Source organism: Achromobacter sp., from assembly GCF_050285565.1.
Lineage (GTDB): Bacteria > Pseudomonadota > Gammaproteobacteria > Burkholderiales > Burkholderiaceae_B > Achromobacter.
The window spans coordinates 1-14986 of the sequence record NZ_JBLZXG010000008.1; the positions used below are offsets into that span (position 1 = coordinate 1).

At 69.1% G+C, this 14986-nt stretch carries 15 protein-coding genes; 5 read left to right on the plus strand and 10 right to left on the minus strand.

The window, feature by feature from the left end; genetic code table 11:
- Positions 1 to 257 precede the first annotated feature (257 nt).
- On the plus strand, positions 258 to 1274 hold the full coding sequence (locus tag ACN6O8_RS17555; RefSeq protein WP_427992294.1) for a Bug family tripartite tricarboxylate transporter substrate binding protein: 1017 nt from the start codon (positions 258 to 260) through the stop codon (positions 1272 to 1274).
- A 96-nt stretch (positions 1275 to 1370) separates the two neighbouring features.
- Here the strand turns inward: ACN6O8_RS17555 and ACN6O8_RS17560 are convergent, their stop codons facing one another.
- The 8 genes from ACN6O8_RS17560 to gtdA form a co-directional block, all read right to left on the minus strand.
- On the minus strand, positions 1371 to 2546 hold the full coding sequence (locus ACN6O8_RS17560) for an ABC transporter substrate-binding protein (protein WP_427992295.1): 1176 nt from the start codon (positions 2544 to 2546) through the stop codon (positions 1371 to 1373).
- A 26-nt stretch (positions 2547 to 2572) separates the two neighbouring features.
- Entirely contained in the window at positions 2573 to 3793 is a 1221-nt protein-coding gene (locus ACN6O8_RS17565) for a 3-hydroxybenzoate 6-monooxygenase (RefSeq protein WP_427992296.1), read from the minus strand.
- A 19-nt stretch (positions 3794 to 3812) separates the two neighbouring features.
- Positions 3813 to 5165, minus strand: coding sequence for an FAD-dependent oxidoreductase (locus tag ACN6O8_RS17570; RefSeq protein WP_427992297.1), 1353 nt, complete (start codon positions 5163 to 5165; stop codon positions 3813 to 3815).
- A gap of 80 nt (positions 5166 to 5245) precedes the next feature.
- Positions 5246 to 6250, minus strand: coding sequence for a Bug family tripartite tricarboxylate transporter substrate binding protein (locus ACN6O8_RS17575; protein ID WP_427992298.1), 1005 nt, complete (start codon positions 6248 to 6250; stop codon positions 5246 to 5248).
- Positions 6243 to 6641 carry a chorismate mutase gene (locus ACN6O8_RS17580; protein WP_427992299.1) on the minus strand — a complete coding sequence of 133 codons (399 nt, stop codon included), beginning with the start codon at positions 6639 to 6641 and terminating at the stop codon, positions 6243 to 6245. Before ACN6O8_RS17580 ends, ACN6O8_RS17575 begins: the two co-directional genes overlap by 8 nt.
- The gene (maiA, locus tag ACN6O8_RS17585) at positions 6638 to 7276 is read right to left on the minus strand and encodes a maleylacetoacetate isomerase (RefSeq protein ID WP_427992300.1); all 639 of its coding nucleotides are present in this window, start codon (positions 7274 to 7276) and stop codon (positions 6638 to 6640) included. The genes ACN6O8_RS17580 and maiA overlap by 4 nt, the downstream gene beginning before the upstream one ends.
- 12 nt (positions 7277 to 7288) lie before the next feature.
- Positions 7289 to 7987, minus strand: a complete 699-nt coding sequence (locus ACN6O8_RS17590) for a fumarylacetoacetate hydrolase family protein (RefSeq protein ID WP_427992301.1) — start codon at positions 7985 to 7987, stop codon at positions 7289 to 7291.
- 59 nt (positions 7988 to 8046) lie between these two features.
- Positions 8047 to 9099 (minus strand): gentisate 1,2-dioxygenase, encoded by a 1053-nt coding sequence (gene gtdA, locus ACN6O8_RS17595; protein WP_427992302.1) that lies wholly within the window; start codon positions 9097 to 9099, stop codon positions 8047 to 8049.
- 169 nt (positions 9100 to 9268) lie between these two features.
- On the opposite strand from gtdA, the gene ACN6O8_RS17600 reads away from it, so the two are divergent.
- Positions 9269 to 10204, plus strand: coding sequence for a LysR family transcriptional regulator (locus tag ACN6O8_RS17600; RefSeq protein ID WP_035359946.1), 936 nt, complete (start codon positions 9269 to 9271; stop codon positions 10202 to 10204).
- A complete protein-coding gene (locus tag ACN6O8_RS17605) occupies positions 10204 to 10758 on the plus strand; it encodes a hypothetical protein (RefSeq protein ID WP_427992303.1) in 555 nt (184 codons plus the stop codon). Before ACN6O8_RS17600 ends, ACN6O8_RS17605 begins: the two co-directional genes overlap by 1 nt.
- A gap of 53 nt (positions 10759 to 10811) precedes the next feature.
- Here the strand turns inward: ACN6O8_RS17605 and glpK are convergent, their stop codons facing one another.
- Both glpK and ACN6O8_RS17615 read right to left on the minus strand, forming a co-directional pair.
- Positions 10812 to 12335: a glycerol kinase GlpK gene (glpK, locus tag ACN6O8_RS17610; RefSeq protein WP_427992304.1), complete on the minus strand. Its 1524-nt coding sequence runs from the start codon at positions 12333 to 12335 to the stop codon at positions 10812 to 10814.
- On the minus strand, positions 12322 to 13776 hold the full coding sequence (locus ACN6O8_RS17615; protein ID WP_427992305.1) for a DHA2 family efflux MFS transporter permease subunit: 1455 nt from the start codon (positions 13774 to 13776) through the stop codon (positions 12322 to 12324). Before ACN6O8_RS17615 ends, glpK begins: the two co-directional genes overlap by 14 nt.
- Before the next feature lie 98 nt (positions 13777 to 13874).
- Here ACN6O8_RS17615 and ACN6O8_RS17620 point away from each other — a divergent pair, with 98 nt between their 5' ends.
- A complete protein-coding gene (locus ACN6O8_RS17620; protein WP_006386935.1) occupies positions 13875 to 14063 on the plus strand; it encodes a DUF3460 family protein in 189 nt (62 codons plus the stop codon).
- A gap of 16 nt (positions 14064 to 14079) precedes the next feature.
- Positions 14080 to 14970, plus strand: coding sequence for a segregation and condensation protein A (locus ACN6O8_RS17625; protein ID WP_427992306.1), 891 nt, complete (start codon positions 14080 to 14082; stop codon positions 14968 to 14970).
- The last annotated feature ends 16 nt before the right edge of the window (positions 14971 to 14986 follow it).

Consider the following 14986-nt stretch of genomic DNA (forward strand, 5'->3'; position numbering starts at 1 on the left):
GTTCTTCGACCACCCGCAGAACGAGCGCACCAAGCTGTTCCTGAGCCAGATCCTGCATTGAGGGCGGGCGGCGCGCGTCACTGCGCGCCATGCCCGGATCCGAAGCCGCCTTTCCCGGAAAGGCGGCTTTTTCTTTTTGGCGCCCGGCGGCTGGCGAGCGAAAAGCACCCGGGTTTCCCGGTATCCCTTTGTTACGGCGTGCACTCCACTGCGGTATGCTACCGACCGCCATCGATGCAATGAGAGGAGCACACGAGATGAAACCGACCCCCCGCAGCGCCCTGCGCCGCGTCCTGCTGGGCGGCGCCGCCGCCTTGGCGGCCACGCTGTCCTTCGGCGCGCCCGCGCTGGCCCAGGCCACCGACTACCCCACCAAGCCGCTGCGCTTCGTGGTGCCTTACCCGCCCGGCGGCCCGCTCGACACCATGGCCCGCATGCTGGCCGAAAAGGTGCGCGGCTCGCTCGGCCAGCCGGTGGTGGTGGAAAACCGCTCGGGCGCCGGCGGCAACATCGGCGCCGACCTGGTGGCCAAGGCCCCGGCCGACGGTTACACCCTGGTGATGGGCGCCGTCGCGACCCACGCCATCAACCCCTGGCTGTTCGCCAACCTGCCCTATGACCCGGTGAAGGACTTCGCCCCGGTCACCATCGTGGCGTCGGTGCCGAACGTGCTGGTGATGAACGTCGAATTCGCCACCAAGAACAAGATCGAGAAGCTGGCCGACCTGATCGACTACGCCAAGAAGAACCCGGGCAAGCTGAACTACGGCTCGGGCGGCAACGGCAGCGCCGGCCACCTGTCGGGCGAGCTGCTCAAGGCGCGCGCCGGCATCAACGTCGAGCACATTCCCTACCAGGGCGCGGCGCCGGCGCAACTGGCGCTGCTGTCGGGCCAGTCGGACTTCATGTTCGACAACCTGGCGGCCTCGGCCCCGCTGATCAAGGACGGCAAGGTCAAGGCGCTGGCCGTGACCACGGCCAAGCGCTCGTCGCTGCTGGCCGACGTGCCGACGGTGGAGGAATCGGGCATCAAGGGCTTTGACCTGGGCACCTGGTTCGGCGTCTTCACGACCGGCGGCACGCCGGCGCCGGTGGTGGCCAAGCTGAACAAGGCCTACTCGGACGCGATGCAGCAGCCCGACGTCAAGCAGCGCCTCTTGACGATGGGTTCGGAAGCGCCGCCCATGACGCCCGAAGCGTTCGCCGAATTCGTCAAGAACGAAAAGGCCAAGTACCAGGAGATCGTGAAGATCTCCGGCGCCAGCCTGAACTGAGGCTCGCGCGCCCGGCGCGTTCCGGCTGGAACGCGCCGGGCTTCATGCCGGCGTGGGAAGCGTTTCAACCGACCCCTTGCCCCGCGCGGTCGCTTGCTACATCTTGCAGTCGGCCGCGTGCACGTCGGTGTGGTCGCGGGCGATGACCTTGAGGTTCTTGTAGACCAGCTTGCCGTCCGCGCCGGTCTCGATGTGCAGCAGGTACCAGTCCTGCACCGGGTGCTGGTTGGGGCCGAACTTGAACTTGCCGCGCACGCTGGGGAAGTCGGCGCGGCGCAGCGCGTCGCGGAAGGCGTCGGCCTTGCCGCTGATGTCGCCGTCCACCGCCTTCAGGCCCGACGCGATCAGGTTGGCGGTGTCGTAGGCCTGGGCCGCGTAGGCGGTCGGCGCGCGGTTGTAGGCCTTGGTGAAGGCCGCGACGAAGTGCTTGTTCTGCGGGTTGTCCAGGTCCGCGCTCCACAGCGAGCTCAGGTAGAAGCCCTTGCCGGCGTTGCCGGTGGCGGCCAGCATGCGCTCGTCCATCGAGTAGATGGGCGTGATCATCTTGATCTTGTCGGCCAGGCCGGAGTTGGCATACTGCTTGGTCAGGTTGATGCCGGCGCCGCCCGGGTGGAACTGGAAGATGGCGTCCGGGTTGAGCGCGCGGATGCGCGCCAGCTCGACCGAGAAGTCGGCCTGTTCGAGCTTGGTGTAGATTTCCTCGGCGATCTCGCCCTGGTAGGTGCGCTTGAAGCCGGCCACCGCGTCGCGCCCGGCCTGGTAGTTGGGCGCCATGACGACGACGCGCTTGGCGCCCAGCTCATTGGCGGCGATGCCGGCGGTGTCGGCGTACGAGTCGTTCTGGAAGGCGACGGCGAAGTAGTTGGGGTTGCAGGCCTTGCCGGCGTAGTTGGAGGGGCCGGCGTTCAGGCTGACGTAGAAGCCGCCGGCGTTGAGCACAGTGGGCCCGACCGCGGCCATGACGTTGGAGAAGTTGACGCCGGTGAACAGGCGCACGCCGCCCTGCACCATCTTGTCGGCGATCTGCTTGGCGTTGGCCGGCTTGAGCGCGTCGTCCTCGACCCGCACGTTGACCGGCACGCCGCCCAGCTTGCCGCCGCCTTCCTTGACCGCCAGCATGAAGGCGTCGCGTTCGTCCTCGCCGATGTAGCCGGCGGGGGTCGACAGCGTGCCGATGAAGCCGATGTCCACGGGTTTCTGCTGGGCCTGGACGCCGCTGGCGGCCAGTGCCAGCAGCAGCGCGGCGCCGCCGCGGGTGATGCGTGTCGTCATGGTTGTCTCCTGTGCTTTCTGTCTGCTTATGGCTGGTTGGGGCCCGCGAGACAGTTCTCCACCTTCCAGCCGTAGAGCCACTGCAACGCGTCGTAGAACTGGGACTGGCCGCGGCCGGTCCACAGCATGTTGCGCACGGTGCGCTCGACGCCGCGCGCGTGATAGAGCCTGCCCATCTCGCGGGTCGACCAGACCACGCGCGCGCTGCGCGGGATGCGCACCGATTCGTACAGGCGGAAGGCGGCCTGCAGGTCGTGGTCGCAGCGCTTGACGGCCTCGCCCAGCGTCACCGCGTCCTCCAGCGCCATGCAGGCGCCCTGGGCCATGTACTGGGTCATGGGATGGGCGGCGTCGCCCAGGATCGTGAGGCGGCCCTGGCCCCATTGCTCGACCGGCTCGCGGTCGGCGGTGGCCCAGCGCTTCCAGGACGTGGGCCGGTCCAGCATCTGGTGCGGGCGCGGGTGGATGCCCTGGAAGTACGACAGCACTTCCTCCTTGCTGCCTTCGCGCACGCCCCATTGTTCCTGCTCGCGGCTGTGGAAGGTCACCACCAGGTTGTATTGCTGGCCGCCGCGCAGCGGGTAGTGCACCAGGTGGCAGTGCGGGCCGGCCCACAGCACCGGCGCGTTGATGCGCAGTTCCTCGGGCATGTTGTCGCGTTCGACCACGGCGCGGTAGACCACGTGGCCGGTCACGCGCGGCGGATCGCCGATCAGGTGTTCGCGGATCACCGACTTGACGCCGTCGGCGCCGACCACGGCGTCGGCCTGGTAGCGGTTGCCTTCGGTGTCGGTGACTTCCACGCGCCTGCCATCCTGTGTCACGCCAGCGATCTGGGTCGAGGTGCGAAAGCGGATCAGCGGATTCTGCTGCACCGCTTCCAGGATCGACAGGTGGATGTCGGCGCGGTGGATCACGGCGTAGGGGCCGCCGAAGCGCTCGCGGAAGGCGGCGCCGGTGTCGATGCGCACCACCTCGCGCGCGTCGACCGCGTCCATCATGATGATGTGGTCGGTGAAGACGGCGCGCTGGCGCGCGGTGGCGCCCACGCCCAGCGCGTCGAGCGCGGCGAAGGCGTTGGGGCCGAGCTGGATGCCGGCGCCGATTTCGCCGATGCGCGCGGCCTGCTCCAGCAGTTGCACCGCGATGCCCTGGCGCGTCAGCGCCAGCGCCGCGGCCAGGCCGCCGATGCCGCCGCCCACGACGATGACGGATTGGGGCGGGTTCTTTGCGGGGGTTGCGTTCATTACCGGGTTCCTTGCGGGTTCATTCCTGGCGGCCGAGGAAGGCGCCTTGCCGTTGCAACTGCGCCTGCAGCGCCGCCACCGGCACGTCGGCGGGGGCGTGGCCGTCGCGCAGCGCCATGGCGGCCGCGGTGCCGGCGGCCTCGCCCATGACGAAGCAACTGCCGCTGACGCGCGCGGCCGACTGGCCCTCGTGGGTCATCGAGGCGCAGCGCCCGGCCACGAGCACGTTGTTGGCGATGCCCGGGCCGCGGCGCGGCACCATCATGCGGAACGGCAACTGGTTGTAGCCGCGCGATTCGGGAATCGGCGGCCACAGCCATTGCACGTCGCCGGCGGTGTGCATTTCCAGCGGCCAGCCATTGACGCCGATGCTGTCTTCGAAATCGGCGCAGCCCAGCACGTCTTCCTTGGTCAGCATGGCCTCGCCGACGATGCGGCGGGTTTCGCGGATGCCCAGTTGCGGCGCGATGTCGAGCACGTAGGCGTTCTCGAAGCCCGGCACCTTGGCGCGCAGGAACTTCAGATATTCCGTGATCTGGCGGCGGCCTTCCAGCTCGCCGGCCGAGAGCGAGGCGGCGTCGGTGCCGTCGGCCGCGCTGCCGTCGGCGTTGGCCAGTTGCGTCACGTTGACGCGCCACTCGTAGTCATGCTTTTGCGGCCGCACGATGGCGCCGCGGCGCGGAAAGGTGAATTCGCCGCTGGCGGCGGCCTGGTCCATCAGTTGCGGAATGGTCTTCCAGGCTTCCTGGGCGCGGGCGCCGTCGACGTTGCCGACCTTGAACATCAGCGTGGGGTAGAGCATGTGGCCCTGCGCGTCGCCCTTCTCGAACGGCAGACCGCCCCATTGCGCGATGTCGGCGTCGCCGGAGCAGTCGATGAAGACCTTGCCGCGCACCGCGCAGCGGCCCGACTTGGTTTCCAGGAACAGCGCGTCGGCGTTGCCGGCGGCGTCGCGCGCCAGGCCGGTGGCCAGCGCATGGAACAGGATCTGCGCGCCGCTGTCCTGCACCATGCCATCGGCCGCGCACTTGAAGGCCGAGATGTCATAGGCCTGGGCGTGGATCTTGCCCAGGATCAGGTGCGGCTCGTTCAGGCCGTCCAGCGCGCGCATGCGGTCCAGCAGTTCATCGGTCATGCCATGCACCACCTGGCGGATGGCGCCGCGCACGTTGGCGTGCAGCCCGCAGAAGTTGGAGACGCCCGCCGCCGTGCCCATGCCGCCGAGAAAGCCATAGCGTTCCACCAGCAGCACGCTGGCGCCGTTGCGGGCGGCGCTGGCGGCCGCCAGGATGCCGGCGGGGCCGCCGCCCAGCACGACGACGTCGTATTCGCCGTAGAGCGGCACCTGGCGGGCGGGTTCGGTGAGGGTCATGCTTGTCTCCTTGCTTGTCCTGCGGACTGCGTCTGGTGTTGCGAAATGCCGGGCGGCGAGGCGCCCGTTCACGGGCCTGCTTATTGGCCCTTGATGCCGAGCTTGGTGATGAGCGGTTCCCAGCGCTTGAGCTCATCGTCCATGTAGGCGCGGAACTCGGTCGGGGTGCTGCCCACCGGGTCCATGAACTGCGCCTGCAGCCGCTTGACCACCTCGGGATCGCGGATCGCCTGGATCAGCGCGTCCGACAGCTTCTTCTGGATGTCGGCGGGCACCTTGGACGAAATCACGAAACCGATCCAGGCCGAGCCCTCGATGCCGGGCACGCCCACTTCGGCCAGCGTGGGAATCTCGGGCAGCAGCGCCGAACGCTTGGACGAGGTCACGGCCAGCGCCTTCAGGCGGCCGTCCTTGACCATGCTCATGACCGCGATCGGCGGCAGCGCGGCGAACTGCGTGTCGCCCGACAGCAGCGAGGTCAGCGCGGCCGGCGACGACGGATACGGCACGTGCGTGGCGCGCGCGCCGATCCGCTGCAACAGCAGCTCCACCGCCAGGTGCGACACGGTGCCGGCGCCGGGCGAGGGGAAGTTGTACTTGTCCGGGTTCTTCTTGAGCGCGTCCAGCAACTGGCCGATGTTGTCGATGCCGGCGCTGGCCGGCACCACCAGCACGTTGGGTTGGTGCACCGCCAGCGTCAGCGGCGCCAGGTCGGTGGCGGGCGCGTACGGCAGCTTGTCGAACAGCAGCGTGTTGTTCACCAGCGGTCCGGTGATCGAGACGCCGAAGGTGTAGCCGTCGGGCTTGGCGTTGGCGATGGCGAAGGTGCCGATGTTGCCGCTGGCGCCCGGCTTGTTCTCCACCACCACGGTCTGGCCGAGAATGGCGCCGGCCTTCTCGCCGACGATGCGCGCCACCTGGTCGGGGCTGGAGCCCGGGCCGAACGGCACCAGCGCCTTGAGCGGCTGCGACGGCCAGGCGTCGGCGGCCTGCGCCGCGCCCAGCGGCGCCAGCGCGATCAGGCCCAGCGCCAGCGCGCCCGTTGCCAAGCGGCGCACCCGCGCCAGGGTTGAAGGCTTATGCATGTTTGTCTCCCGCGATCTTCATATTGTTGAAATAGGTCTGTTCGTTGGCGATGAAGGCCGCCACCATGGCGCGGTAGGCCGCGTCCACCACCTGGTCCAGGTTCTCGAAGCCCTGGTTGTGGCGCTCGGCCAGGCGCCGCACTTTCTCGAACACCTCGGCCTGGCGCGCCGGCGCGCTGACCTGGAAGGCGTCGCGCTTGAAGCGCGCGGCGTCCTTGACGTACATGGCGCGCTCGGCCATCAGGCGCACGATCTGGTCGTCCAGGCGGTCGATGTTGGCGCGCACTTCGGCCAGGTTGGCGCACAGCGGGCGGTAGGCCGGATCGGTGTATTCGCGCAGCGGCGCGCCCAGGGTGTCGGGTTCCTGGCCCGGGGAAGCTTGCGTGGTCACTTGATGTAGTCCGGTTGGTTGGCGGGCGCGGCCTGCTGGAATGCCGGTTGCGCGAGGCAGTGTTCATAGACGCCGACCAGGCGCGGGTAGGCCGACAGGTCGCAGCCCATGCGCTGGGCGTTGGCCACCTGCGGCACCAGGCAGCAGTCGGCCAGCGTCGGCGCCTCGCCGAAGCAATAGGCGCCGTGGCCGTGGCGCGCCAGCAGGGCCTCGACCGCGGTCAGGCCCTCGCCGATCCAGTGGTGGTACCAGGCGTTCTTCTGCGCGTCGGTGGCGCCCAGTTCTTCCTGCAGGTAGCGCAGGATGCGCATGTTGTTGACCGGATGGATGTCGCAGGCGATGGCGTTGGCCAGTTCCAGCACGCGGGCGCGCTCGCGCGGCGCGGCTGGGATCAGGCGCGGCTCGGGGTGGGTGGCGTCCAGGTAATCGATGATGGCGAGCGATTGCGACAGTTGGAAGTCGCCCTCCGTCAGCAGCGGCACGCCGGCCGATGGGTTTTGCGCCACGTAGTCGGCGGCGCGCTGTTCCTGCTGGCGCAGGTTCACCGGCACGATGTCGAACGGCAGGCCCTTGAGCGCCAGCGCGATGCGCACGCGGTACGAGGTGGAGCTGTTGAAGAAGCTGTGCAGTTGCATGGATGCGCTTCCTCAGGCGATCTGCACGCTGAGCGTGCCAAGCCCGTCGACGCCGCCGACCATCCTGTCGCCGCGCGTCACCGGGCCTACGCCTTCGGGCGTGCCGGTGTAGATCAGGTCGCCGGCTTCCAGTCGGAAGTAGCGCGACAGGTAGGCGATGGTCTCGGCCACCGACCAGATCAGCATGCCGACATTGCTGCGCTGCTTGTCGGCGCCATTGACCTGCAGCCAGATGCCGGCGCGATGGATGTCGCCGGCCTGCGCGGCGGGCACCAGCGGGCCGATGGGCGCGCTCTGGTCGAAGGCCTTGCCCAGTTCCCAGGGACGGCCGGCCTCGCGCATCTTCATCTGCAGGTCGCGGCGCGTCATGTCCAGGCCGACGGCGTAGCCCCACACGTGTTCCAGCGCGGATTCGACCGCGATGTTGGCGCCGCCCTTGCCGATGGCCGCGACCAGCTCGATTTCATAGTGGAAGTTGGCGGTCTCGGGCGGGTAGGGCAGCGTCAGCGTGGCGTCCTGCGCCACCGGCACCACGGCGTCGGCCGGCTTGCAGAAGAAGAACGGCGGTTCGCGGTCGGGATCGAAGCCCATCTCGCGGGCGTGGGCGGCGTAGTTGCGGCCAACGCAATAGACGCGGCGCACGGGGAAGCGGTCCTGGCTGCCGGCGACGGGCACGGCAACGGGGCCGGCGGGAGCAAACACGTAAGACATGAATCAACCTTTGAAGGCGGAACGGAAAGGGGAAGGGCGGGCGCGGCGGCCCGCCGGCGTCAGGCGATGCGTTCTTCGCGCCACAGGCCCAGGGCGTCCTGCACCGGGCGGTCGGAATAGCTGAACAGCGTGGCGTCTTCCAGCGCCGCCAGCTGCACCGGCAGCCACGACGGCGCCACGAACACGTCGCGCGGGCCGAAATGGAATTCGGCGTCGCCGACGCGGGCAATGCCGCGGCCCTCCACCACGCTGTAGACAGTGGAATCGGTGCTGCGATAGGCCTTGCCCTGGAAGCCGGCCGGCAGCAACTGCATGAAGGTGGCCATGGTCGGCATGGGGTAGCCGCCGGTGGCCGGGTTCAGGTAGCGCAGCTTGACGCCGTCCCAGGGATCCAGCTCGCCGTGGCGGTAGAGCGCGTCGAGCGCCTCGCGGCTGCGCTCGTAGGGGTAGTTGAAGATAGGCGAGGTGCCGCCGGCGGCGCGGTGGCGCACCGGCGCCATGTTATGGCCGTAGCGCGCCATGCTGTCGCCTTCGGGGCGGGTGACGGGCTGGGTGGCCGACGGATAGTTCTCGGCGAAGCCGGCGTCCAGGAAGCGCAGCAGCGGGATGTCCAGGCCATCGAGCCAGACCACCGGCTCGCCGCCGTCGACGGTCTCGGCGTTGCCGTGGTCGTGCCAGGTCCAGGACGGCGTGATGATGAAGTCGCCCGGATGCATGGTGGTGCGCTCGCCGTTGACGGCGGTGTAGGCGCCGCGGCCCTCGACGATGAAGCGCAGGGCCGATTGGGTGTGGCGGTGGCTGGGCGCGATCTCGCCGGGCAGGATCAGTTGCAGGCCGGCATACAGGCTCTGCGTGATGCTGGCCTGGCCGGGCAGGCCGGGATTCTCCAGGATCAGCACGCGCCGCACCGCTTCCTCGGCGCTGATGAGCGAGCCGGAGGCCAGCACGTCGTCGCGCACCTCGTCGTATTTCCAGATGGCGGGCACGCACCGCGGCGCCGGCTGGCGCGGCACCAGGTTGTGCAGCGACTCCCATAACGGGGCCATGTGCTTTTGGGCGATGCGCGCGTAATAGGCGGCGCGATCCGCGCCGGGGGGGTGACCGTCGGGCATGGTTGTCTCCTGGTGGCCGGCGTCGGGGCCGGCTTCTGTGGCCCGTCGCGGCGGGCGCGGCGAGGCCTGATAGGGAGACGATTATGCGGAACGAGCTATGTGTTTTGAAATGAAATTATCTTATTATCCATACCAATAACAATATGGATAAAAGAGACAAGGGGATTCCATGGACTGGACTCACCGGTTGCGCCTGCGCAATCTGAAAATGCTGCTCAGTCTGGCCCAGACCCGCAACATCAGCCATTCGGCCGCGATGCTCAACACCACCCAGCCGGGGTTGTCGAAATGGCTGAAGGATCTGGAAGACGACATCGGCCTGCCGCTGTTCGAGCGCCACGCGCGCGGCCTGCGGCCGACGCCGCATGGCGACGTGCTGATCGCGCACGCGCAGCGGGTCGAGGCGCAACTGGATCGCGCCAGCGCCGACATGGCCGCGCTGCGCGAGGGCGGCGGTGGCCGGGTGGTGATCGGCGCCTCGGGCGCGTCGGCGTCGGACACCGTGCCGCTGGCGGTGATGAAGCTGCTCGAACGCATGCCGCAAGCGCGCGTGAAACTGGTCGAGGGCACCACCGACCGCCTGCTGGCGCAACTGGCGCAGGGCGACCTGGACATCGTGGTGGGCCGCTCGGCCCCCGAGCACCATGATCCCGCCATCCGTTTCGAGGCCCTGTACCTGGAGCCGATCCACCTGGTGGCGCGGCCGCGCCATCCGCTGTTCGCGCGGGAGCAGCCGGGCTGGCCCGAGCTGCTGTCGTACCGCTGGATCCTGTGGCCCAAGGGCACCCCGATCCGCAACGCGGTCGACGCCGCGCTGGCCGCGGCCGGCCAGGCGCCGCCGGCCGATCACGTCGAATCCAATTCGGTCACCATCAACCTCACCCTGATCAACAACAGCGATATGATCGGCGTGGCCTCGCACCGCGCCGCGCTGCGCTTCACGCAGATGAAGGCGATGCGCATCATTCCGGTGCGGCTGTCGGGCTTCGGCTCGGTGGCCATGTATTGGCGCGAGGATGCGTTCCGGCCGACCGCCGTGCAGGAGGCCATGGCGGCCTTGCGCAATACGGTGGCCGAACACGCCCCGGGCGTGACGAGGCTGTGATGCCATCGTCCGGCCCCGGGTTGAATGCGCTGATCGCACAATGCCGGCGGCTGGAGGCGGCGCTGCGCGAGGACGCCGCGGCGGACGCGTCCGCCGCCATGCACCGCTTCGTTGCCGAGATGGACGCGCGCGCCGCGCCGCCGGGGCTGTGGTCGCCGCTGGCGCTGGCGGTGCTGACCATGGCCGGCGGCCTCGGCGTCGGCATTGGCCTGTTGAGCCTGCTGCTGCGGCCGGCCGGGCCGGCGCTGGCGGCCTTCGCGCTGGTGCTGGCCTGCGCCGTCACGGCACTGGCGCTGGCGATCGGCGTGGTGGCATTCATGGGCGGTCATAGCCTGGGCCTGGTGTTGCTCAAGCGCGTGGCGCTGACGCTGGCGGAGGCGGGCGCGCTGGGCCTGATCGCCTGGTCGCAGGGCGACATGCGGGCGGTGGGGCCGGTGGTCGCGCTGCTGGGCGGCGCGGGCGCCTGGCTGCTGATGAACAGCAATGCGTTCTACGTGTTCGCCGGCTATCGCATGGCGTTGCGGGTGATGCAGGCGCGGGCACGGCGGCCGTGAGCCGCCGGTGATACAGGTGGCGGTGGCGCGGGGCGGGAGCGCCCGGCCGCCGCCTATGTGGCCGTGTTGGCCCAGCCCTTGGACAATTCCACCGCCTGGCGCCAGCGCCGCATGCGGGCCTCGCGCACCGAGTCCGGCCAGGCCGGCTCGAAGGTGCGCTCGGCCTGCCACTTGGAGGCGAACTCGTCCTGGCCAGACCAGAAGCCGACCGCCAGGCCGGCCAGCCCGGCCGCGCCCAGCGCGGTCGATTCGGGCACTCGGGGCCGCACCACCGGCACGCCCAGCAGGTCGGCCTGCATCTGCATCAGCAGGTCGTTGCGGGCCGCGCCGCCGTCCACGCGCAGCTCGGTCAGCGCGATGCCGCTGTCGCCGTTCATGCAGGTCAGCAGTTCGGCGCTTTGCAGCGCGATCGATTCGAGCGTGGCGCGGGCGATGTGGGCGCGGGTGGTGCCGCGCGTCAGGCCCACCAGGGTGCCGCGGGCGTAGGGGTCCCAGTGCGGCGCGCCCAGCCCGGCGAAGGCCGGCACCATGAAGACGTCGTCGGTGTCGGCCACGCTGGCGGCCAGCGATTCGATTTCCTCGGAACGCTGGATGATGCCCAGGCCGTCGCGTAGCCATTGCACCGCGGCGCCGGCCACGAACACGCCGCCTTCGAGCATGTAGGCCGGGCGCCAGCCGTCCTGGCCCGCGACCGGCAGGCCCCAGCCGACGGTCGACAGCAGGTGGTTGCGCGATTGCACCGGCTTGTCGCCCACGTTCATCAGCATGAAGCAGCCGGTGCCGTAGGTGTTCTTGGCCATGCCGGGCGCAAAGCAGGCCTGGCCGAAAGTGGCGGCCTGCTGGTCGCCGGCCACGCCGGCGATGGGAATCGAGCCTCCCAGCCACTCGGGCAACGACTCGCCCACCACCGCGCTGCTGGGCGCGAGCGACGGCAGCACGCTGCGCGGGATGTTCAGCAGCGCCAGGATCTCGTCGTTCCAGTCCTGCGTGTGCAGGTCGAACAGCATGGTGCGCGAGGCGTTGCTGGGGTCGGTGCTGTGCACGGCGCCGCCGGTCAGTTGCCAGATCAGCCAGGTGTCGACGGTGCCGAAGGCCAGCTCGCCGCGCTCGGCCTTCTGGCGCGCGCCGGGCACGTGATCCAGCAGCCAGGCCAGCTTGGTGCCCGAGAAGTAGGCGTCCAGCACCAGCCCGGTGCGGGCTTGCAGGAAATCGGCGTGGCCGTCCTGGCGCAACTGGTCGCACATGGGCGCGGTGCGGCGGTCCTGCCAGACGATGGCGCGGGCCAGCGGGCGGCCGCTGGCGCGATCCCAGATCAGCGTGGTCTCGCGCTGGTTGGTGATGCCGATGGCGGCCACGTCGGCGGCGCTGGCGGCGGCGTTGCGCAAGGCTTCGCGCGCCACGTCGAGCTGGCTGTGCCAGATTTCGCCGGGGTCGTGCTCGACCCAGCCCGGCCGCGGGTAGTGCTGGCGGAATTCACGTTGGCCGATGCCGCGCACCACGCCGTCGCGATCGAACACGATGGCGCGGGAGCTGGTCGTGCCCTGATCCAGGGCCAGGATAAATTCATTCGTCGTCACGTTGTTTGGCGCCGTTCAGGTGTGCCCCGGCCAGCGGGTCGAGGCGTCTAAAGGAAAAGACCGAGGCCGCGCACAGCAGGCCGATGACGATGAAGCCGATGATCACGTCGCCCACCGCCAGTGTGTCGGCCCCGCGCAGGGTCATGCTGATGTTCAGCGTCACCGCCGCCACGCCCACGCCCAGACTGATGCCCAGTTGCTGCGCCATGGCGGCGAAGCTGCTGGCGCGGCTCATCCTGGCCGGGGGAATGTCGGCATAGGTTAGCGTATTTACGCCGGTGAACTGCAACGAGCGGAAGAAGCCGCCGATCAGCAGAATGGCGATCATCAGCCACACCGGCGTGGTGGGCGTGAAGGTGGCGCAGACCACGATGAAGGCGCCGGTCAGCACCGCGTTCACGGTCAGCACGCGGCGAAAGCCGAAGTGCCTGACGATGGGGGTGGCGACGAATTTCATCAGCAGCGCGCCGGCCGCGCTGGCGAAGGTGATCAGACCGGCCGAAAACGGCGACAGGCCGAAACCCACCTGCAGCAGCATGGCCAGCAGAAAGGGCGTGGCGCCGACCGCGAAGCGGCACAGGTTGCCGCCCAGCGTCGAGATGGCGAAGGTCGGGATGCGCATCAGCGCCAGGTCGATGATGGGGTGTTCGGTGCGGCGCGCGTGCCAGCCATAGAGCAGGCCGCAGGCGATGCCCACCGCGATCAGGCCCAGCAGCAGCGGCAGCGGCATGACGTCGCGGCCGATGGCCTCGAAGCCGCTGACCAGGGTCGCCAGGCATACGGCGCTGAGCAGGAAGCCCACCCAGTCCAGGCGCGGCGCCGATTCTTCCTTGATCTCGGCCACGTAGCGCAGCACCAGCGCAATGCCGAGCACGCCGATGGGAATGTTGATCAGGAAGATCCAGTGCCAGGACATGTAGGTGACCATGAAGCCGCCCAGCGGCGGCCCGATCACCGGCCCCAGCAGCGCCGGGATCGACAGGAACGACATGGCCTTGAGCAGATCCTGCTTGGGCACGGTGCGCAGCAGAATGATGCGGCCCACCGGCACCATCATGGCCCCGGCCATGCCCTGCACGACGCGCGAGATGACCAGTTGCGGCAGGTCCTGCGACAGGGCGCAGGCCACGGAACTGAGGGTGAACAGGCCGATGGCGGCGATGAACACGCGGCGCGCGCCGTAGCGGTCGGCGGCCCAGCCGCTGACCGGCACGAACACCGCCACCGACAGCAGGTACGAGGTGATGGCCACGTTCAGCCGCACCGGGGTCGAACCCAGGGCCCGCGCCATGGCCGGCAGGGCGGTGGCGACCACCGTGGCGTCCAGCATCTGCATGAACAGCGCGCAGCCGACGATGAAGGGAATCATGCGCGCCGCGCGCACCGCGTCCGGGGTCGAGGGAGGAGCGGGATTGGCTGCGGCTGCGGATTCGGCGGACATGGCGGAGGGGGGCGGTGGGACCCGGAAGATTGTAACGCCGGGTCTCGGGCCGGCGTGCAGTAAACTCCGGGTATCCGAAACCCACTGAAATTGGTGCCATGGCAACCAACTACGAATCCGAGATCACCAAGTTCCTCAAAGACTACAAGCAGTCGCACCCCGGCACCGAAGAGCGCCAGCGCGAAGGCCGCGCCCGTCTGTGGGACAAGCCGCAGGACGCGGAACTGCTGGAAGGCTTCCGCGCGGCCCGCGTGCCGCAAAAGCCGTACGTGTATCAGGCCGACTGAACCCGTTGCGGCAGCCATGGCCCATCCCCCCTCCGTCCCGGGCGATGCCCTGGCCGCCCTAGTGGAACCGCCCGTCGACAGCACGCCCGACACCGTTGACAGCGTCGCCTTCGCGCGCCTGTACGGCGAGCCGCTGTTCCAGATGCCGACGGATCTGTACATTCCGCCGGATGCGCTGGAGGTGTTCCTCGAGGCCTTCGAGGGGCCGCTGGACCTGCTGCTCTACCTGATCCGCAAGCAGAACTTCAACGTGCTGGACATCCCCATGGCGGATGTCACGCGGCAGTACCTGTCGTATGTAGAGCAGATCCGCATCCACAACCTGGAGCTGGCCGCCGAGTACCTGCTGATGGCGGCCATGCTGATCGAGATCAAGTCGCGCATGCTGCTGCCGGTCAAGAAGACCGATACCGGCGAAGAGCCCGAGGATCCGCGCGCCGAACTGGTGCGCCGCCTGCTCGAATACGAACAGATGAAGCTGGCCGCGCAGAAGCTCGATGCCCTGCCGCAGCTGGGCCGCGACTTCGTCAGCAGCCACGCGGTCGCCGACCTGAGCGTCGAGCGCATGCTGCCCGAGGTCAGCGTCGACGACCTGCGCGCCGCGTGGGCCGACATCATGAAGCGGGCCAAGCTCAACCAGCATCATCACATCACCCGCGAACAACTGTCGGTGCGCGACCACATGACGCACATCCTGCGGCGTCTGAACGACGTGCGCTTCATGGAGTTCGGCGACCTGTTCATGGAACGGGTGCGCGAGGGCGCGCCGGCCGCGGTGGTGGTGGTGCACTTCATCGCCATGCTGGAACTGGCGCGCGAGTCGCTGCTGGAAATCACCCAGGCCGAGCCCTACGCGCCGATCTACGTGCGCCTGGCCTACACCAGCGTCGCGGCGGTCGCGGCCTGATCCGATTCCCCCCCGG